Source organism: Blastopirellula retiformator (assembly GCF_007859755.1).
In the GTDB taxonomy this organism is placed as follows: domain Bacteria; phylum Planctomycetota; class Planctomycetia; order Pirellulales; family Pirellulaceae; genus Blastopirellula; species Blastopirellula retiformator.
Window position 1 is genome coordinate 760,257 of the sequence record NZ_SJPF01000002.1, and the last position, 18,909, is coordinate 779,165.

General features: G+C 60.6%; 27 protein-coding genes. 2 read left to right on the forward strand and 25 right to left on the reverse strand.

Annotated elements, in window-relative coordinates; all coding sequences use genetic code 11:
* Nucleotides 1–94 precede the first annotated feature (94 nt).
* From Enr8_RS10400 to Enr8_RS10515, 25 genes are all read right to left on the reverse strand, one after another.
* Nucleotides 95–448 (reverse strand): hypothetical protein, encoded by a 354-nt coding sequence (locus tag Enr8_RS10400; RefSeq protein ID WP_146431161.1) that lies wholly within the window; start codon nt 446–448, stop codon nt 95–97.
* 14 nt (nt 449–462) lie between these two features.
* Complete coding sequence (locus Enr8_RS10405; RefSeq protein ID WP_146431162.1) at nt 463–795, reverse strand: hypothetical protein; 333 nt, start codon at nt 793–795, stop codon at nt 463–465.
* Nucleotides 796–807: 12 nt separating this feature from the next.
* Nucleotides 808–1,716: a phage tail tube protein gene (locus tag Enr8_RS10410; protein ID WP_146431163.1), complete on the reverse strand. Its 909-nt coding sequence runs from the start codon at nt 1,714–1,716 to the stop codon at nt 808–810.
* Between the two features lie 3 nt (nt 1,717–1,719).
* Entirely contained in the window at nt 1,720–2,163 is a 444-nt protein-coding gene (locus tag Enr8_RS10415; protein ID WP_146431165.1) for a hypothetical protein, read from the reverse strand.
* Nucleotides 2,164–2,333: 170 nt separating this feature from the next.
* Entirely contained in the window at nt 2,334–2,663 is a 330-nt protein-coding gene (locus Enr8_RS10420) for a hypothetical protein (protein ID WP_146431166.1), read from the reverse strand.
* Nucleotides 2,660–2,902, reverse strand: a complete 243-nt coding sequence (locus tag Enr8_RS10425) for a hypothetical protein (RefSeq protein WP_146431168.1) — start codon at nt 2,900–2,902, stop codon at nt 2,660–2,662. The genes Enr8_RS10420 and Enr8_RS10425 overlap by 4 nt, the downstream gene beginning before the upstream one ends.
* Nucleotides 2,903–3,024: 122 nt before the next feature.
* On the reverse strand, nt 3,025–3,426 hold the full coding sequence (locus tag Enr8_RS10430) for a hypothetical protein (RefSeq protein ID WP_146431169.1): 402 nt from the start codon (nt 3,424–3,426) through the stop codon (nt 3,025–3,027).
* Between the two features lie 155 nt (nt 3,427–3,581).
* Nucleotides 3,582–4,808, reverse strand: a complete 1,227-nt coding sequence (locus tag Enr8_RS10435) for a phage major capsid protein (RefSeq protein ID WP_146431171.1) — start codon at nt 4,806–4,808, stop codon at nt 3,582–3,584.
* A 142-nt stretch (nt 4,809–4,950) separates the two neighbouring features.
* Nucleotides 4,951–5,679 (reverse strand): hypothetical protein, encoded by a 729-nt coding sequence (locus Enr8_RS10440; RefSeq protein ID WP_146431172.1) that lies wholly within the window; start codon nt 5,677–5,679, stop codon nt 4,951–4,953.
* 169 nt (nt 5,680–5,848) lie between these two features.
* The gene (locus Enr8_RS10445; protein ID WP_146431174.1) at nt 5,849–6,961 is read right to left on the reverse strand and encodes a hypothetical protein; all 1,113 of its coding nucleotides are present in this window, start codon (nt 6,959–6,961) and stop codon (nt 5,849–5,851) included.
* A 167-nt stretch (nt 6,962–7,128) separates the two neighbouring features.
* Nucleotides 7,129–8,673 (reverse strand): phage portal protein, encoded by a 1,545-nt coding sequence (locus tag Enr8_RS10450; protein ID WP_146431176.1) that lies wholly within the window; start codon nt 8,671–8,673, stop codon nt 7,129–7,131.
* Nucleotides 8,674–8,740: 67 nt separating this feature from the next.
* Nucleotides 8,741–9,262: a helix-turn-helix domain-containing protein gene (locus tag Enr8_RS10455; RefSeq protein ID WP_146431177.1), complete on the reverse strand. Its 522-nt coding sequence runs from the start codon at nt 9,260–9,262 to the stop codon at nt 8,741–8,743.
* Nucleotides 9,262–10,488: a phage terminase large subunit gene (gene terL, locus Enr8_RS10460; RefSeq protein WP_186767560.1), complete on the reverse strand. Its 1,227-nt coding sequence runs from the start codon at nt 10,486–10,488 to the stop codon at nt 9,262–9,264. Before terL ends, Enr8_RS10455 begins: the two co-directional genes overlap by 1 nt.
* Nucleotides 10,481–10,861: a hypothetical protein gene (locus Enr8_RS10465; RefSeq protein ID WP_146431181.1), complete on the reverse strand. Its 381-nt coding sequence runs from the start codon at nt 10,859–10,861 to the stop codon at nt 10,481–10,483. The genes terL and Enr8_RS10465 overlap by 8 nt, the downstream gene beginning before the upstream one ends.
* Nucleotides 10,862–11,060: 199 nt before the next feature.
* Complete coding sequence (locus tag Enr8_RS10470) at nt 11,061–11,441, reverse strand: hypothetical protein (RefSeq protein ID WP_146431182.1); 381 nt, start codon at nt 11,439–11,441, stop codon at nt 11,061–11,063.
* 39 nt (nt 11,442–11,480) lie between these two features.
* A complete protein-coding gene (locus Enr8_RS10475) occupies nt 11,481–11,999 on the reverse strand; it encodes a thioredoxin family protein (RefSeq protein ID WP_146431184.1) in 519 nt (172 codons plus the stop codon).
* A 333-nt stretch (nt 12,000–12,332) separates the two neighbouring features.
* A complete protein-coding gene (locus Enr8_RS10480; protein WP_146431185.1) occupies nt 12,333–12,626 on the reverse strand; it encodes a hypothetical protein in 294 nt (97 codons plus the stop codon).
* A gap of 8 nt (nt 12,627–12,634) precedes the next feature.
* Entirely contained in the window at nt 12,635–13,798 is a 1,164-nt protein-coding gene (locus Enr8_RS10485; protein ID WP_146431187.1) for a C1 family peptidase, read from the reverse strand.
* Nucleotides 13,799–14,020: 222 nt separating this feature from the next.
* A complete protein-coding gene (locus Enr8_RS10490) occupies nt 14,021–14,506 on the reverse strand; it encodes a hypothetical protein (RefSeq protein WP_146431189.1) in 486 nt (161 codons plus the stop codon).
* On the reverse strand, nt 14,496–14,813 hold the full coding sequence (locus Enr8_RS10495) for a hypothetical protein (RefSeq protein ID WP_146431191.1): 318 nt from the start codon (nt 14,811–14,813) through the stop codon (nt 14,496–14,498). Before Enr8_RS10495 ends, Enr8_RS10490 begins: the two co-directional genes overlap by 11 nt.
* Complete coding sequence (locus tag Enr8_RS10500) at nt 14,806–15,159, reverse strand: hypothetical protein (protein WP_146431193.1); 354 nt, start codon at nt 15,157–15,159, stop codon at nt 14,806–14,808. Before Enr8_RS10500 ends, Enr8_RS10495 begins: the two co-directional genes overlap by 8 nt.
* Nucleotides 15,160–15,285: 126 nt before the next feature.
* Nucleotides 15,286–15,660 (reverse strand): hypothetical protein, encoded by a 375-nt coding sequence (locus tag Enr8_RS10505; RefSeq protein ID WP_146431195.1) that lies wholly within the window; start codon nt 15,658–15,660, stop codon nt 15,286–15,288.
* A gap of 237 nt (nt 15,661–15,897) precedes the next feature.
* Nucleotides 15,898–16,974, reverse strand: a complete 1,077-nt coding sequence (locus tag Enr8_RS10510; protein WP_146431197.1) for a GNAT family N-acetyltransferase — start codon at nt 16,972–16,974, stop codon at nt 15,898–15,900.
* Nucleotides 16,953–17,129 (reverse strand): hypothetical protein, encoded by a 177-nt coding sequence (locus Enr8_RS25370; RefSeq protein WP_186767561.1) that lies wholly within the window; start codon nt 17,127–17,129, stop codon nt 16,953–16,955. The genes Enr8_RS10510 and Enr8_RS25370 overlap by 22 nt, the downstream gene beginning before the upstream one ends.
* A complete protein-coding gene (locus Enr8_RS10515; protein WP_146431199.1) occupies nt 17,126–17,647 on the reverse strand; it encodes a hypothetical protein in 522 nt (173 codons plus the stop codon). Before Enr8_RS10515 ends, Enr8_RS25370 begins: the two co-directional genes overlap by 4 nt.
* Nucleotides 17,648–17,910: 263 nt before the next feature.
* On the opposite strand from Enr8_RS10515, the gene Enr8_RS10520 reads away from it, so the two are divergent.
* Nucleotides 17,911–18,171, forward strand: coding sequence for a hypothetical protein (locus Enr8_RS10520; protein ID WP_146431201.1), 261 nt, complete (start codon nt 17,911–17,913; stop codon nt 18,169–18,171).
* 95 nt (nt 18,172–18,266) lie between these two features.
* Nucleotides 18,267–18,857 carry an REP-associated tyrosine transposase gene (locus Enr8_RS10525; protein ID WP_146431203.1) on the forward strand — a complete coding sequence of 197 codons (591 nt, stop codon included), beginning with the start codon at nt 18,267–18,269 and terminating at the stop codon, nt 18,855–18,857.
* Nucleotides 18,858–18,909: the final 52 nt, after the last annotated feature.

Sequence of the window (18,909 nt, forward strand, 5' to 3'; positions counted from 1 at the left end):
GGAAAGCATGTCTTGGTCCTTCCAACCGCAACAAAGACATGCTCTTCCGTCGAAGACGCCGTAAGAGCATGGCGCCAACTTTCAAGAGCGTCGTTCATGTTCTTTGATATCGCCGCACCACATCATCGATTGCCGCCAGGTTGCGGCGGATGATCGAATCTCTGGCCATTGCCGGCGATACGCAGCGTCCATACGTGGCGCGAACTTCACGCCATAGTCGATACGCCTTCCAGTTCTTCGCCGACAGCTCCCACTGCGGCGCTTCGGCGGGCGAGCCTTTCGCACAACTGCCGCATTGCAGCGGCATGCCAGGCAGGCGTCGCTGCGGCGTTTCTTGTCGCTCGGGACCTTGCCGCACCGTCACGCGGCGGCCAGTCTGCAGGTCGTACACGAACTGCTGACAGTCTTCACAGTTGATCAATGCGGCGCCGGGATGCGTTTGCAGCAACGCGACGCCGCGCGTCAGTTTCTTAGGTCGCTCGCTTCCTGCTCGCTGGCCAGGTCGCCCATCACGATATGCAGCAGCTTTTCCAGCAGCTGCGGCCGCAAGCGCTCGACCTGGGCGGCTTCGATACTGCGGGCAAGCGACCACTCGTGCAGATGCCGCGTCACAAAGGTGACAATCGCGGTGGTCGGCGATACGTCGGGCCGTTTCGCCAGTTCGTAGTAGGCCTCTTTGTCGGCATGAATCATCGGGCGATAGACGAAGTCGAGCGCTCCATGCAGGCCCGTCTGCGCCGCAATGTGCCCGGTCTCGAAATAGCCGTCGTCGATGAAGTAGTTGGTGTCGGACATGCGGTTCTCCTGTTAGGAAGCGTCGGTACAAACGACCGCCAGCTGCGGTCGATCGTTGGCCAAGTCGGCGAAAGCCTCCAGCTGATGCGTCGGCCGAGTCGGTCCTTTGCCCCGAATCGTTAGCGGCGTTTTCGGCTGTTGCACCAGCCCAAAGCTGAAGGTGAGCGTGTCGACGCCGTTGGCGTAGGCGACCTCGGCCGTGACGCCACGAGCCGCCATCTCGATCAGGTTGGTCAGCACGTCGTCGTCCAGTTCGCTGTCAAAGCGAAGCGTCACCCGACGCGGCCCTTCCGGCAGACTGGTGCGGGTTTGACTGTTGTTGAAGCGATCGAGCTCTAGGGCGTTGTCGATCGTGATCACTAGGTTGTCGACTTCGATCGTGGTCTCGTCGATCGTGACGCTCGCTTGATGATGGACGAATGGGTTCTTGGCCGAGAGCGTGCCGGCGATGCTGGGGAAGGTTCCGGCCGCTGCGGCGGCGTCGGCCAGTTTGCCTTGCAGATCGAGTTCGAGCTCTAGCAGTTCTCCCTTGCGGCTGCGGAACGTCGCCTGATCGACCTTGAGCCCGCGGTAGGTGTTGACGATGATCTTGCGATCGATGGTGGCCACCAGCTCTGGCAAGCTCTCGGCTAGTGGGAACGCGTCTTCGACTTCGGTCCCGCCCAGGATGTACGGCAACAGAAACGAAAGATCATCGGGCCGCGGTCGCAGCGAGATCGTTCCTCCCACGGCGTACGTTCCCACTTGGGCCGAGTCGCCAATCGACGCCCGGGCGCCAATCATTCCGTCCGCGCGAACGATCGTCGACTGCTTGTCGAGTTCGACGCCAAAGTGCTCGAGCTGACGCGTGGCGAGGTTGGTGGCATGCTGCGGGCCCAAGCCCAACTGCGTTTGAAAACCAGAAACGTGCGTAATCGACATGATCTACCCCTCGTAGGCGAAACAACGAATGATGAGCGCGCTGGCGTCGTACTGTTTGGCGAAGGCGGCGGGAAGCGCGACTTTCCCCGGTTCGCACCGGGTGCGAACCACCCCGCCGGCCGTGATCGGCGATTTGTCATGAAAAGCGCGGCGAATCGCTTCTCGCCAGATGAGCAACGTCCCCAGCGCCTGCTTGCCGAGCGTCTGATTGCTCGCCGCCACCAGGCAAACTTCAAACCCATACCCGATTTCGCTTCGCGCGTTCGAGCCTTCGCTCGCTAGCGTTTCGGTCACCGGACAGACGAAGATGCCGCTGGTCATCTCGCCACTGCTGGGGTTAAACGGCCATTGCTGCTGACGAACGTTTTCGCCAGAGACGCCCTCAAGCTCTAGATCCAAGATCTGGGCGTATACGGCGTCCCAAATGGTTTCAAAAGCGCTGGGCATAAGGTTCTCCGTAGGATCCAACACTAGCCCGCTGCGCCAGCGAGGGAATGCGTTCGGAAATGTGTAATGACTAAGCCCTAATGTCTAAGACGAAACTTCAGGATATGAATCATTCGTTCCTTGCAACCGCATTCCCTCGCTGGCGCTGCGGGCTAGTATCTGGATTTCACTCAGGTCACGTGGCGGATGCACAAGCATCGCCATTGCGTTTTCCACTGGGCGCCGGCGACCGCTTGAATGGTCCACCTGGCGCCGCCGCTTTGCGTGATCACGCCGCCGCCGATTGGCTTCTTGCCTTCCAGCGTCGCGTCCCAGACCACGAACGTGGCGTAGTCGTTTTGCAGGGCGGCCCGGCCATCGACGTTGGCGAGCGCCGTTTGGTCAGGCTCGATCAGGCGAGCCTTCACGCCGGTCGTTTCTCCGGTGGCGTCGGCATAGGCGACTTCCTCGATGTCGCCGAACGCTCGCCAGTTGTCTTTCAGGGCGTCGTAGTAGCTCATGCCAAGCGTCCTTGTCGTTTGACCGTCCACGGGCCGTGAAAGAGTGCAAGCGACCTTTCGATTTGCTCCAGCTCTTCGTACAGGCTTTTTCGATACGCAACCTGCCGCACATGATCGCCACCGCCGGAAGTATCGGGTCCGCCGCCGATCTCCCCTTCGGTAAGGGCGGCGATCTGCAGCAGGATCGCGTCGCGGCGGGTCTGGAGCGCTTCGAGTTGTTGCAATTTGGTAAGGGTCATGTCGGTTCCTGCTGAACAAGAAGAAAAACGTGTGCCACTGCTGGCTTGCCCAGCAGTGCGAACCTGCCGCCAAGGTCAACCGCATTCACTGCCGGACGATCTAGCAGTGGCACACGCGATCTCTACGTGGAAATAACCTTGGCGTACGGGTTGTACGCTTGGGTGCTTTCGATCTTCAGTTGGGCGAAGGCGATGCTGATCGCTTCCGCTTCGTCGATGGCGGTGATCGGGCTGACGACTCGCGGTCCGCCGTTGCCGCTCCGCAGGGTCACCTCGTAGTCGCGAACGATCGCGTGCTTTCCTTGCGAGCGAAGCCAAGCACGGACATTTCGCACGTCGGCCGGCACCTCACGCTGGTGGATTCGACCGCTGGCCGACTTCGTTTGGGCGGCGCCTTGTTGCGACTGCTCTAGCAAGACCAGCTCTTCGTCCAGCAATTGCCGCTCAGCGGTCAACTCGGCCCGCAGCTGAGCGAGTTCGGCCCGCTCGGCCGCCAATTCGTCTTTGGAATTCTGTTGCGTCATAGGGTTCTCGGTTGGAGAAGGGATGTCTTACCGTGTGCCACTGCTGGCTTGCCCAGCAGTGAATCGATTTTCTCGTATCGTTTGGTGAGAAGCTCGAAAGCGAGGCCCACTGCTGGACAAGCCGGCAGTGGCGCCCGAGCCGCTTTCAATCGACGCTAGCTGGTCGACTTCACCACCTTGCGAGGTTCTTTGACCGCCATCACGCCTCGTTCGCTGATCTTGAACTGAACGGCGATGTCGCGGGTCATTTCGAGATGGCTGCCGGTCGGGGCTTCGACCGCTTCCGGCGCCCAGTTCTCGACGTAGGCGAAGGCGCCTTGGAAGTCGCCATAGAACCAACTCGACGGCGATCCAGTTCGCGACTGCACGTATTCGTTGCTCCGAATCTCGTAGTCGCGCGGCAGCCGGTTCCCCTGCACGATCGTTTCGCGATCGCCGCTGGTCTCGCGAACCTCGGTCGCATTGAGGATCGCCTTCGCCTTCCACTCGAGCGACTTCGGGCAGACCAGCTGCGTTTTGCCAAGCACGATCGGCTCGCCATCTTGCGGGTCGGTCATCGCCTGGAACTTGTCGTGCACCGCGACCAGCGACTCGTAGTCGGAGAGCGCGTTCGACGCGACCAGGTTGTCGAAGTCATGGTCGCCGGCGGCCGAGCCATAGGTGTCGATCACCGGGCGATTCTTGCGGCGGTACGAGTTGACGATTCCCAAACAGGTGTCGAGGATTCGCTTCTCGCGATTGACCGCCAAGATCATCGCCGCTTCGCCGGCGCGACGCAGCACCATGCCGGTCGTGTCGAAGAAGATCGCCTCGCGGGTGATCGGCACGATGAAGCCGTACTTCTTCGTCTCCGGCGACATCACCCAATCTTCGGCCAGGCTGACCGTCGGATAGTCGTGCCCTTCCTTCACCTCTTGAGCATGATCGCCAAGCATCGTCATCCCGGCGAACTTTTCCCATTGGTGGGTCGACGGAATCAACTCGACCAGCGACATGCCGATCAGCTCCGGCTTGTTGAACTCCTCCATCATCCGGGTATAGAAGACCTGGCCAATCAAGTTGGCGAACGCCGCGCTGCGGACGCCCGACTCGTAGATACGATGGCCGGTGACGCGGCCATCCTTCGTATCGCGCCAGCTGTTGACCATTTCGCGGCCGCAGCGTTTGCCCATGCGGTCGGTGACCGTCGCTTCAAAGATGCTGCGGATGCTGATCTCGTCGGCGCGCAATTGGCCCGAACGAAGCGCCCCCTTCAGCGCGTCCATCGCCGGGTTGGGGACTTCGTCGTAACTGATCGACTCATGAACGCCCATCCGCCGACAAACGGCTTTCCGCTGACGTTCGCCAACTTCAAAATCATGGGCCAGTTCGAGATAGTTCATGGAATACTCCGGGGGAGGTTTTTAGGTGTAGTTCGTTCTCTTGGGCGCCACTGCTGGCTGGTCCAGCATTGGCACACAGCTTCTTGGCGTGAACAGACTGGTGGCCGCATTCCCTCGGCTCGCGCCTCGGGTTAGTTTGGGACTACGTCGTGACGCCGAAGGCGATGGCGTCGAGGTAGAAGACTTCTTCCGCCGCACTGCCGGTTTGACCGCCGCAGAGGACGTTCATCTCGGTCGCGCCGCTCAACGGGACTTCGTGCGTGATCGGTTCGTTCAGGTTCGACGTCGCCTTGGTGCAGACGTGACCGTCGATCAGAAAGACGAACCGCCCGTAGGCGCCGCCGGGCAGGACCTCGAACTGGATCTCGAAGTCGGCCATTTCGCTCGACGCGGCCGTAATGCCGGTGTCGTCGACGTACTGCGTGCTGCCGGCCGAGCTGACGCACTTCCAGGTCGTTTCGCCATCGACCTTGTAGATCATGGCGCCACAAAAGTTGCCGGCCGGTCCGCCGCCGTTTGCCGCCAAGATGGCGCCGACGGCGGCGTTGTTCATGCAGCCGATCGCGACGGCGCTCGCGACATTGGCGCCTGCTTCGCTGTAGCGAAATTTCGACTTCAAGACGAAGGAGCGATCCATCTTGATCACCTCGCCTTTGGTCGCCAGGTAGCAACCGTCGTTATCGGCGGCCGACGTGGCGCCGGTGGCGATTCGCAGCACGCCGCCCGACGCATCGGTCACCGCGATCGCCGAAGAGGCGTTATCGCCCAGCTTCTCGAAGACGTCGGTATCGAGACCAAAGCAGTGATCCGCATAGGCGGCCTGAAAACCGAGCCCGTAAACGGGACTGTTGGGGTGAAGCGTTTGAGGCATATTTGTAGTCCTAACTGAAACAGGGGTTTGCTTGGTTGGTGAATTGCCGCCCCGGCGTAGGGTCCGCTGTGCGGACCGAGAAGCGCCGGTTGACTGGTTTGGCAGAGTTGGTTCGCAGGGCGTGGTCCGCACAGCGGACCCTTCGGCTCTAGTTTTTCCTTTCCCCTCTCTACTTACTTCCCAATCCCCACGCGGCGTACATTTGCTCGCGGGTGCGGTGGAGCGGTTCTGCTTCGGGCGAATGCGACTCCCAGACCGGGATTTCGCCGCCAGCGATCGGAGCGAACGCCGGGCCGATGTCGCTCGCGGCGACGTGAGCTTCCATCTCGGCACGACTGGTCATCGCTTGCAATTGAGTTCGCAACGGCGAGTCGCTCGGCAGCCCGGCCGATTCCAGCACCGCGGCGGCCCATTGATCGCGTTCCAGCAGATCGAGCCGCCGCGTCACTCGGCGAAGCTCGACCAGCAAGCGGCGGCTAACGCTTTCCTGGGCCGATTGCGCCGCGGCGATCGGTTCGCCGCTTTGCAGCAGCAGCTGCTGCGCTTGCCAGATCGCGTGCAGCACGTCGGCCGAATCGCCCGCGTCGAGCGCCGCGATCACCGCCGCGCGAAAGTTGGCCAAGAGCGTCTCTTCGAGCGGCGCGTCGATTTCTTCCCACGGTCGCTCAAGCAGCGGCTGCTGGCCGATCTCTACCGTTTCCAGCTTCGCCAGCACGTCGTCTCGCGCCGGGTAGGCGGTCGCGTCGAGTGACGCCAGCCGCTCTGCAAGGGTCGCTGTCATACCAGTTCGCTCCGATTCAAAAATGCCGCGGGCCGTCGCCGGTTCGCCTACCAGGTCGACCGAACGAACCGCGATGATCTTGGTGACTTGAAACACGCCCGCCTCGTCGACATAACCGTCGATGTCGGCGTCATGCGACAGGCCAAACGTCTCGGGAAAGCGCTCGGCCCGCTCGCAAACCAGCTCGGCCAGTTGATGCGACTTCAGGAAATGGAGATCGCCGTAGAGGGCGTCCGCCTGTCGCTTCACGTTCCGCAACACGCCAAAGCCGGCCAGAAACGACCGCTCTTCGCCGGGGGCGAAACCATGGTCAATGTTGACCTTCACCCCTTCGTACAGCAGCGCTGCGCTGTCGAGCGCCGCCGAATAGTTGCGGCCGTTCCGCGAGAGTGGACCGCAGATCTGCACCTGGCGGATCACGCCATCTTCGCGATCGACTTGCCCCGAGGTTTGGGTGACGCCGACCGCCTCTTTGACGCGTAGTTGTTTGGGTGTAGACATATTTTCTCCTGGGGAGGCGTTGTGTTGGTTCGTCGTCGCGTGTGCCACTAGCAATGGTTGCGTTGTGGATCGATTGCAGGCTCACACTGCTCGACAAGCCGGCAGTGGCGCACGTTGAATGGGCTGATACAGAATGGTGGCCGCATTCCCTCGGCTTGCGCCTCGGGTTAGTGTTGAGATTCCTCGTTCGCTTCGTTCCGTCGCTCTTCGTCCAGGTCGAGATCGAACCGGCTGGCTAACGTTCGGCGCGACATGACGCCGCTTTCTCGCAGCGACTGCGCGACGCGGAGTTCCTTCTCCTTGTCGCGCACCGCGGGGGAGGTCGCTTCGATCGTCATCGCCAACAGCCGCCGAATCTGTCGCCAGGCGAAACCGCAGCGGCGGAAACGGCCTTGCTCGAAGTAGATCCGCAGCACTCGCCACAGCAGCGTTTCAAAGGCGGTGATGTATTTCTGTTGGGCCGATTCGATCGCTCGGGTGAATGGGGCGCCCGCTTCTAGGATTGACGCGTAGTTGTTGTTCGACGCGTCGCCGCTGATCATGTGCTCGGGCATGCTCCAGCGAACGCCGGTCGCGCGGCGCATCGCCTGCAAGATCTGCACAAAATTGCCGGCCTGCGCGCCTGCCATCGGACCAGCCTGAAACTCGCGGCCGAAGGTGTCGATCACCTCGCCGTTGCGCCAGTTGCTAGCCGCGAAGGTGGGATTGTCGCCGGCTAGCGAAGGCCCACCGGCTAAGCTCTCGATCGAGCCGCCGCTCGGCAAACTGCTGGCGTTCTTGATGATCAAAGCGATCGACGCTTGGATGCCGGCGCCGGTTCCCATCCGGCTCAGCAGTTCGGTCGCGCCAACGATTCGCCCGCTGACCGGATAAAAGTCGCTCAGCCCCCGCTTCACATGCCGCGGCACATTTCGCTTCAATTGCAGAAAACGAGACGGCGGGTAAAAGCTCCACTGCTCGGCGTCGCCATTCCAACGAACGAAGTAGCCATACACGTCGCTCGCGTCTCCTTGCCGGGTGGCGACGCCATACCGCCAGTCGAGCGGATGCGAGAGTCTGTGCCGCCGACGCAACTCTTCTTCCAGCAGTCGCGGATCGAGCGGCTGGGTCAGCCAGGCCGGTTCGACATGCCGGGCCCGTACGCCGTCGGCGTCAGCTTCGAGCGCGATCAGCAGTTCGCCGTCGACGATCGAGTCTTTGACCAGCTCCTCCTCAAAGCCGAGCTCCCACTCATTGCGGGCGAGGAACTCCTCCACGCACCGCCGCGCCTCGTCTCGCAACAGGTCGACGCTCGCCGATTTCTCCGTCGCGTTGACCGCGTACGTAAAACCGGTGTGCACGACGTAGTGGACCAGGTTGCCCAAGACCCCTACCGCCGTTTCGTCTCCGTCCGCCAAGGCGCGTGCGATCCCGCGAAAGAGCGCGAGTTCCGCTTCCGATCGAAAGACCGGCCCATAGTGGCCATCTTTGCGATTGGTCGCCACATCCGGCGTCGCCCAAGATTCCAGGCTGACGGATTCATAGAAGTCGATCGGCCGCTGGACAGCCCGACCGTGAGCAAGACGAACGTCGCCTAAAGACTCGCGGACCTGCTGCGGACGAGACGCGGCTTCCACCAAGTGATCGCGAAGCGGCTGCAAGCGACTCCGAACTTCGATTTCGGCTCGCAGCTCTTGCTCGCGGGACACCCAGCTTTGGGATTCTTCTTGCATGAGTATTGCTCGGTTTTGATTACTTGTCCGCCGATGAATATCGGGCAAATGCCAATGACGAATCCGATCAAGAGTGAGGCAGTCGATCCGGCGGCTTCTCGATCATCGCGCCGGTATTCGAGGAGAATTCCGTGCGCTTTGTCAACCAAATTTCTCGAATCCTTCGCACCATCGAAACGCACCACACTAGCCCGCAGCGCAAGCGAGGGAATACGCGTTCCACTGGCATATAAGCTTGAACCTTGGCCACCAAAGTCGCTGCAAAACCTCTCGGTCGTGCACGATCGTTTCCCAATCGTGCGGCGGTATTCGATGAAAATCCCGTGCGCTTTGTCAAGCAAGTCTTCGCCTTTGTCGCGACGTCGTTTCGACATTTTTTCATCACCGCATCTTCTCCCCTCGCGCAGCGCACCTTCGACGCCTGCGCGCAAGACGAGTCGGCCGTCAACGCCTCACCCCGAATCCGCTGCACCGTCGACGGCGAGACATACATCGCCTTGGCGACCTTACGGACCGACATCCCTTGCGCCAGCAATTGGCCGATCCGCGTTCGCGTCGCTTCCGCCAGTTTTCGTCCCCGGTTCTCCATCAGTGATTACTCCCGTGCAGAATGCGAGCCAACAGCGAAATCCCCATCTCCAGCGCGTCCGGCCCGTCGTCGTAAGCGCCGACCGGAAAGTCTTTCAGTTGCGACACGAGCAGCTTCGCGCCGCGACTGTCCGCTTTGAAGTGCAACTCTCCCCGCGAGAGAAACGGCGTCAACGTGCGACGAATCCTCGTTCGCTTGTCTTCGTGATGCGTCTGGCCGTAGATCGGCAGCGGGCGCTCGCGACGTTTGGTCAGCTCCTCGATATTGCACCGCAACAGCTCTTGAAACTGGTTCGTCTCGACGATTAGCCCATCGGGGTTGAACGCATCGCACAACGCGCACGCCTTCTCCGCGATCTTGCGGACGTCCCGCCGCTCAATATCGGCGTCAACGTAGACCTGGCCGTCATAGGTCACTGCCAGCAGCACGAAAGCGCTGTAGTCCGACTTGTCGCTCTTCCCTTTCGACGGATCTAGCCCGATCACGCGATGGCGAATCTCTTCCTCGGCCGGCCACTTTTGGAACCAAAAGTCAGGCGTCTGAAAGTAGAGCCCCGAGAATTCGGCGCCGGCGATGTCCAGGAACTGCGCTCGGTACTCTTGATCGAACGACGCCTGGCCGAGGTCCAACAGCGCCGCGTCGAGTTCGGCTTGGTCGATCAACTTGTTCTCGCTGGTTGGGCATTGCCATGATTTGTAGTTTGGGTCAACGCCATCCAGTTCCAACTGCTCTTTGATCCAGTTCGGCCCGTTGGGGGTCGTCAAAAACATCGACCAGCCCCGCCGATCCGACAGCGCCGGTCGCAATGCGTCGGACCAGACTTCTTTGTTTACGAAGGCGAACTCGTCGCCGATCATGCCGTCGAGTCCATCGCCGCGCAAGCTGATCGGCGCGGCGGCCGTCTTGATCGTGATGCTGCCGCCGCTGGGATGTTCGATTCGACATTCGCTTTTCGAGTATTCGAGCCCGCTGCGGATGAAGGCCCGCACAATGTCCCGTTCGATCTTCTTCGACTGCGCGAAGGTCGGCGCGACCCAGTACAAGTTGCCGCCGTCGACCATCCCCTTGCGATGTCCGGGGCCTGCCGGATCGCCATGCCCAAGAATCGCCGCGATCAACCCGGCGCCGGTCTTGCCCCAGCGACGTCCGCAGATCACCCGCTTGTGGCGATGCGGATCGCGGAGGATCGGCAGTTGATGCGGCAGCGGCCAGGGAACCTCAATCACGCGACGTCTCCCGGTCTGCGAAAGATGCTTTCTCACTCGCGGGCTCAAACGTCTCATGGGCGTCGTTTCCAAAGAAGTTCTTGTTGCTTTCGGTTGTCGGCGGAGACTCTTCGCCGCCGGTCAGCGAGTCGATCTCTACGAGCAAGAGCGTCCGATCGAGATTGAACTCGCACAGTTTCAACACAAACGCAGCGGCGGCCTGTCGATCCCGCAAACTGAGCTGATCGTTCTCAAGCGTGGTTCGCACCAGATCAACGCACAGCTGACGCAGCTTGTCGTCGACCGCGAAACCCTTTTGATTCTCGATCCGCAGCAGCCGCCGGCTGTTTCGCCCGCGCGCAGCTTCTTCGCTGATTGACGTTGGCTGGCTCATACCGCCTCACGGAGTTATGTAGAAAGATGAAATCCATTTGGCTCGAACACTAGCCCGCAGCGCAAGCGAGGGAATGCGTTGGAAAATGTCAAATGACGAAGCCCTAATGTTTGAGGGAAGACCTCGAAATCCGAACTAGTCATTCGTGATTTGACATTCCTCTTTGCTTGCAGCCGCTTTCCCTCGCTTGCACTGCGGGCTAGCGTCGTGTTGGTTTGAGCTTCGTCAGCTCGCGGCGTTCTTCGATGGATCGCATCTCGCGTTCCAGTACTTCCGGATCGTAAGTCGTCCAGGTTTCGCGCTTTCGGGGAGCGTAGACCTTGCGCAGTTGCATCAAGTCGCGCCAGTAGCAGACATACTGATCGCGGCGCCAGTCGCGGGTTGGCAACTGAGCGTCGCTATTGATCAGCCGCCAGGCCCGGATTTGAAAGCGGTCGCGATCCCAGTCCCAAAAGATGATCTGGTCGATCACATGTCGGCCTTGTTCGTCAAAAAAGTGATTCACTTCGATCAAGTCGACGCGATCGATCGTCGCCGCTTGTACGGGAATCGCCGCCAATATCAGCAAGAGAGTCGCCATTGTCCGTCTCCTTCTACCTAGAACCGCCTCCGCCGCCCGCTACTGCGCCAAGATCTTGGTTACCTCGCTCGCCTTCGTCGGCCGCGTTTGTTTCGGCTTGTCCCCCACATAATGAAAGACCGCCAGCGCCGGTAGCGTCCGCCGCGAACCCATCACCGTCCGAGCGGTCGCGCGATCGGCGTCGTAGTCAACGATCACCAACGACGCCGAGGGGAGCTTGTCATCACGCTGCAGCGTCAACAGTTCACGCTTCATCGCAGGACAATAAGGGCACCAGCTGGCCGTCACCATCACCACCATCGGCCGCCGCTGACTCTTGTAAAGCGCATAAGCGTCGCGATACGAAATCGGCTGCGCTGGCGCCACTTCCGGCGTCGGCGCTATCGGCCCGATCAAGTCGGGCACATCTTTCACCACCGACGCATATGCCAGGCAAACCGCCGCCTTGGCCCGAGCCCCATCGTCCGCCGCAGCAATCGCCGGCGTCGCCAGCAACATCACCATGTAGGTCAGGCCTCGGCCTGACGACCGAACGAGAAACCACGACACCAACTTCATTACGTCACCTAACGTTGAGGGAATTTCAAAGTCCGACACTAGCAGTCCGTTGATTTTCTCGACGGACTGCGTGATCGCATGGATGCGATCCCAAAATAGCGACGTAAGTCGTTATTTTGCGAGCCGCGAAGAGCTACGCTCTGAGCCTGGCGAGGTTGGAAAATGCCACGATGGCATTTTTCAACAGGCAGCTAGCTCGCAGCGCCAGCGAGGGAATGGGTTCGGAACTGTCGAATGGCGAAGCCCTAATGTCCAAAGGAAGACACTTCGTTCCGACATCTGATTTTCCTTGCAGCCGCATTCCCTCGCTGGCGCTGCCGGCTAGTGTTTTGCTTACCAGCCTTCGGCGTGATCGATGTCGTCGCCGTCGTGCAGCAACAACTCACGGGTCGGCGGCGAGTAGCTCATCATTGCGTGCGGCGGCGCGAAGCTTTCTCTCGGCGGGCCGTCGCGCATTCCTTTGTCGATCATCCAATTGGTCAGCGCCCGCACGAAGCGTTTGCCGAGGCTGTCGCGCTGCACGTCGGTCGGCACGGGGCCGTTCAGCACATCGTCCGCCTTTTCCAGCAGCAGCAACCCAGACAACACCAACACGCAACCAAACAAACCAGCGGTCAAGATTTTCATCACAGCACCTATAAACTGAGAGCAAAGATGGAATCGTCCTGTGATGCACGCTGCACCCAGGCGGCATGATCCAATTCACGAAACGGGAACCCGTCGTACCCGCTGACCGAGAACGAATCGTTCTGCCGCAGCATTCGATCGACGGTCGCCTGGTCGACCCAGAACGAACCGTCCGGCATATCGTCGGGCCACTTCGGCCCGCTGACCCAAGTCGGGCCCCAACTGTTCAAGCAAAGCAGCCCGGGGCGATCGTGCCGCACGCCGATAAAGCACATGCAGTGCGACCAACTGCCCGACGGGCGGCAAAACCCTTGTTCATCTCGCTTGCTGCTGAACCCCTGGCCGCTGCAAACCGGCACCGGATAGCCGCTTTGAATCGCCGCCGCCGCTTCTTCAAACGTGCTGACCAGGGCGACGGTCCGCACCGGGCTTTTCTCCGCTTCGCGATCGAGCTGGCCGCCATCGTGCTGACCGCCATTTCCATAATTGCCCCAGTCTTTGGCGCGGCGCGATGAATATTCGGACAGGTCGACCGACGGGTATGCCTGGCGAAAGATCAGACCGTAATCCCGAACCCATTTCGCCGCGGCCCCTCCATAGCTGCCGTCGCTGTAACCGCCGCGGGTCACCCCACGAGCTTCGACTCGCGAGCCGCCATAGATCGACTCGGTCGCGACCGGGCGCCACTCGGCGCTGTCCCCCTGACAGTACATGATCGCCAGGTGAATATCGCAGGCATGCGCCCAACCCCAGCTGACGCAATCGCCGATCCCTTGTCGGCCCACCTGCCAATCGACGCCAAACGTATCGCGGTGCGCCTTGTAAAGCGCCCGGTAGAGCAGCGCGTCATGCGGCGGACCGCGCGGCGCGAATAGTTGCGGCGCCGCCTGTCGCAGTTTCGGCTGCGGCAGCGTACTCAAAAACCGTCGCGTTTCATTCGGCCGCGGCTTGTAGCCGAACAACGCGACCGCCGGCTGCCGTTTACCAGGCAAGACGTCGGGCGAAGGTTTCACTGGGCGAACCTCGCCCTGCGTTTCGTCGCTCACTTCTTCCGGCACATCGGACGGATTCTCGCGAGCCGCGAAGTAGGCGAGCCCGCCGATCGTGCCGAGCAGCACGAGCAGCAGTACTTGCCAGCGTTGGCTTGGTGGATGGTTGTTGTCTTTTGGCATTCGCGCTTCTTTCGTCATTGGAGTTTCGACATTCGTCATTGGCTTTTGGCCGCACTGCCTCGCTAGTGCTGCGGGCTAGTGCTGACCTCTTGTAGGGTCCGTTGTGCGGGCCGGGCGCCGCTTGATCGCTTCGATTGCGGGTGGTTGCTCGATCGTGACGCGTGGTCCGCACAGCGGACCCTACGGGTGGTTACGCTTTCCAGTGGTTACGCTTTCCAGTGGTTACGACTTCCAGCGGAGGTACTCGGCGGCGTAGCGGGCCGACTTGGCCAGTTGCCGATAGGCGTTGATCCAGTTGCGGCGGCGATCGTCGGACAGTCCACCGCCATCGACGCCCAGCCGCGCGTCGAGGTACGTTTTGATCTCGCCGCCCAGACGCGGATACTTGGCGGCATAGCTGCCCCCGCTCAGTTGCGTTTCGCGGGCGATCATCCGCAGGTTTTCTAGCTGCACTCCGCTGCGCAGTTGCGGTTGGCTGCGAGCGGCGTCGTACTCGATCACGGCGGCGATCGAGTCGCACAACTCCGCAAACCGCTGGGCATCTTGGCTCGCCTCGTTGTGGGCATCGCTTTCGCGAAACGCCGCCAACAAGTCAGGTTCGCCGGGGTTTTCGGGCGGCGGCGTGATCGTCGGCAGCAAGTCGAACTGCGAGAGCCCGGCCGCCGCCAACATCGCCGCCATCAGCAGGAAGCAGACGTTAGGTTTCATCGTTGGGCGCCTCCATGATGAGATGCTTCACCAGATCGAGCCCCGCCTGGCGAATCTCTTCGCTCGACGCGCCGCTGGCGATCAGCACCGGGCGAACGACGCAAAACCAGGCGCGAAACGCATCGACCGGATTGGGGCCCGGCGAATCGCGCTCGGGCTGCGGATTCTTCGCGATCAACTTCACAGGGAGCGGCGCCGGCGCCGGACCGCCGCTGCTGGCCGGCGCTTTTAGCGCGGGGGCCCAGACGAGCGAAACGAGACCGAGCGCGCCAAACGCCGCCGCCGCAATCAGAAACAAATTAAGCACGGAATTGCTCCAGGTTTTGGGCGTAGAGAGCTTCGATCAAACCGGCGGCGATCGTCAGGATGATGCTGCGCGTCGCCGAGCGGACGTACGGCAGCTTCATCCAAAACAGCCAGGTCGGCAGCGGAACCTGGGCGACGACGTAATCCCAAAACGCGCCGACCCACTCCAGAACCGCCGCCTTCTTTTCGGCGCCAGGGTTCAGCAGTTCTTCTTTGGCGGCCAGCATCGCGCCATGGATGAACGTCAAAAATGCCTCGCTCAGCGCGTCCCAACTGAAGCCGGGTCGCAGCTTGGCCTGAGCTTCGGCGAGTAGTTCAGACAACTTGTCAGTGAAGGTCGTGACCATTCAACGTCGCTCCGAAATAGGTTGGTAAAGGGAAAGCGGCGGCCGGTCGGCGCATACCGCCAGCGGGACGGCGACCTACGCGCCGTTTTTCGCTACGAAAATGGGAATCGAACCAAGAAGTGCGGCTTAGAGCGCCTGCTCGAAGCTGCGGGTTTTGAAGTCGCGGACCAGTTGCCGTACGCTGTCGCGCACCTGGCTGGCGCGGGTCGTGTTGATCGCCGGCACTTCGAGCAGCTGCTCGTAGGTAACGCCTTGCAGATCGCCGACGGTCGTGATGTGCACGCTTTTCAAAGCGGTGATGACCTGCGGTTCGAGACTGAGTCGGGCCAGCGGCACTTCCCGCGGCTGCGCGAATTGACGGATCAACTCGCGGCGTTCCGACCGCACCTCTTCCAGACAGCGAGCCAAGATCGACTGGGCGGCGGAGAAGTTCCCCTGCGCCAGCTGCATTTCAATCTGCCGAGCGACAACCTCCGCTTGCGCGGTCGTAATACGGGTCATGACGGAACTCCGGTGAGGGGATGGAATGGAAAAAACGCACACTAGCCCGCAAGCGAGGGAATGCGTTAGGATTTATCGAATGACCATGCTTGAAGGCCTTCTTCGTAGGGTGGGTGCAGCAAGCGCGCGCCATCCCTATCTCGCATGACGCGCGACTCGCTTGCGTAACCCACCTTTGCTTGGAAGCCGCATTGTTGGGTTTCGCTGCGCTGCACCCAACCTACGACTCGAGTCGCGTTACGACCGATAGTGGAACGACGCCACCGCGCGGCCGAGGGAAACTTTCCAATCGGGATGCTCGCGGAAGAATCCGCTGGCTCGGCGGCCGGTTTTCTTGAGGTTGTGAAACTCCCACTTCGGCGATGCGTTACAGTGATGGATCACTGCCGGGTGACTGCCGCTGATCGAGACGAGCTGGGCCTCTTCTTCTTCGACCAGGTGAGCCGCGACGCCGTCAAGCAATGCTCCGCCGATCCCCATCCCTTGAAAGCTGGGGAGCGTCACCAGTCGCGTGACGCGAAACGCATCTTTGCGAAAGTGATTCAGCACCGCGCAGATCGCCACCGGCTGCTGATCCAGCGTCGCCACAAACGCCCGGGCGGCCGGATTAAGCCGCGGATCTAGATAGTGATGCTTCGCAAACAGCGGCCAGTGCTGGTGATTGCCGGCGCGAATCTGTAAATCGAGTTGCGGTCGCCGAAGACGCCTCCGGGTGAGTCGTCCACTTTCCATATCGGCCACCCAATCGGGCTGCAGCCAGCGGGCGATGTCGCGGTGACAGGTAACCGCCACAAACTGCTTGTCGATATGCCCGGCGTCGATCGACTTGCGGAGCGCGGCCGAGCCGATCTGCGCGGTCCGCCGGTCGACGACGCTCGTGTATTCGTCAAACGCGACCAGCGAATCGCTTGAGGAGAGCGACATTGCCAGGTCGGCGCGAAACTGCTCGCCCGTGGACAACACGTGATGCGGTTTGCACCACGCCGGCGGCGAACTGAGCCCCACCGAGATCAGCAGGCGGACGATCTCACGGGTTTCCAGCGGCTCGGGAAACGCATCGACGATCGCTTTCCGCTTCGGCCAGCGAAAGCCGCGATAGACTTGCGAGCCGAACGCTTTGGCGGCGATCGACGACTTGCCCGAGCCCGAGCGTCCGACGATCAAGCCGACCTGCCAATCGTCGTCCAGCGGCAACTCAATTGCAAAACGATCGGTCAGCTTTTCGTCGAGCGACACGTCGAACATGCCGCTGACCATCTGCACCCGAAACGAATCGGCGACGCGACACGATACTACAGACTCAACAACCGACATTGGTATCCTTTCGCTTTCAGTTCGACGAACAACTGACGCTGCTGACGTTCGCTTTCGCACTCGGCGACCACTTGATACAGCGGCGGACAAGTCTTCGATTTCGTTGATTTGGGGACGAGCTTGGCCGCTTTGCGGGCAGGCGGCTTCTTCGTCATGATTGCGCCTCCCACCAGGTTTCGGCCTCGGCGCCCAGCATTCGCAGCTCGGCCGGATTGGTCACTTCCACCAGTTCGTCCCCCTCCAATCGGCGCGCGGCGGTGATCGTGACGTGTTGCAGTTGATCCGCCAGCGGCCCGCGGGCGAATTGAAAGTCGGCGTCGAACTCGTAGCACCCAACGCCGGTCTCGTGGCTTTCAAAATGACGCCGCCGCGGGTGAGGTTCGTTCAGATCGCTCCAGCCAGGCGAAGACGCCTCTGGGCTCTGTTGCGGTTGCGAAAGGGACTGAATCGCCGTTTGCCAGCGTCGATCCGCCTCGCGGCGTTCGGCGTCAAGCAAGACCGGCAAATCGCACAGCAGATTCCGGGCGACCTGCAAGTCGGCGAACAACGCTTGCTGCTGCGGGGTACGTGACGCTTTGAGCCAATAGTAGACGCCGTCGACTTTGTCCTGAATCGAGCGAATTCGGTAATAGCTGAGCGGCGTCGGCGCCGCCGGAGGAGAAAAAAGTAGCATCCAAGGTCCTCCACAACAGGGAAGTTTCGTCGCCAGTTTCGCTCTCTGTTTCGGGGCCGAGCGGGTCGCAATTCAGGTCAATCCTGCTGACGTCCGCCAACCCCAATGACTCAAGACATTCTAAGTAAAGTCTTAGACTTTTGCAAGACTTTTGACCGCCTAAAGTTCGAGGAGAGTCTTAGACTTTACAAACGATTGACGTAAGGTATTCTGTGGTAATGGGATGGAATCAATAAAACCTTTTTCGCCCCGGGAGATCGCTCATGGGAATGGAATATCAAACGGTCGACGACATCAAAGAGATGGAGGACCGGATCGTCAAATTCCTCGCAAAACTACGAGAATTTCGGGCCGATTGGGCCAGCGAAGGCCCGGACGAAGTCAAGATCGAAACAACGATGGCCATCCGCTCAATCGACTACCTCGAAGCCTGGACGCCGCTGCAACAAGCCCGGCTGACCCGGGCTCGCCAGGCAGCCAAGAAGGAGGCTGTCCAAAAGGAGAAGGAACAAAAGAAGAAGTAAATACTAAGAATTTCCTCACGACTCAGAAGCACGGCACGACCAACGGGTGCCACTGCTGGCTTGCCCAGCAGTGGCTTCAGAACTGCCCTGGGGGCATGGCCCCACCCAAAAAGAAGCAAGTCAAACACATCCATGAAGCGGGCCACCTTCATGAACTCACCTTTTCTTGCTACCAACGAAAGCCGCTCCTCACCAACGACACATGGAGGGGCATGCTCGCTCAGAGCATTCAGAACGCCGTCGAGCGACACGAGTTTCATCTAACCGCGTTCGTTTTCATGCCGGAACATGTACACTTGCTGGTCTTGCCACAGCAATCGGCGTCCACGATTTCCAGTTTTCTTAACGCAGTAAAACGGCCGTTCTCCTACCGAATCAAGCAGCATCTGATTGAGTGTAATAGTCCGCTACTGAAGCGACTCACCGTTCAACAACGCCCGGGCGTGCAGACGTTTCGGTTCTGGCAAGAAGGACCGGGCTACGATCGGAAGATCTTCGATCCAGCGACAATTCAATTGGTCATCGATTACATTCATGACAATCCAGTCAAACGAGGACTTTGCAAACGGGCGATCGATTGGAAGTGGTCGAGTGCTCGTCGGTTTCTTCTGCCTGAATCGCCGATAGAAGCAGACCTTCCTTTGCTTTCTCCGCTTCCGGCCGACTGGAATGTTCGTGGCTGCTGAGTGTCGCTACGCTGTTTCACTGCTGGGCAAGCCAGCAGTGCCACCCGTTAAG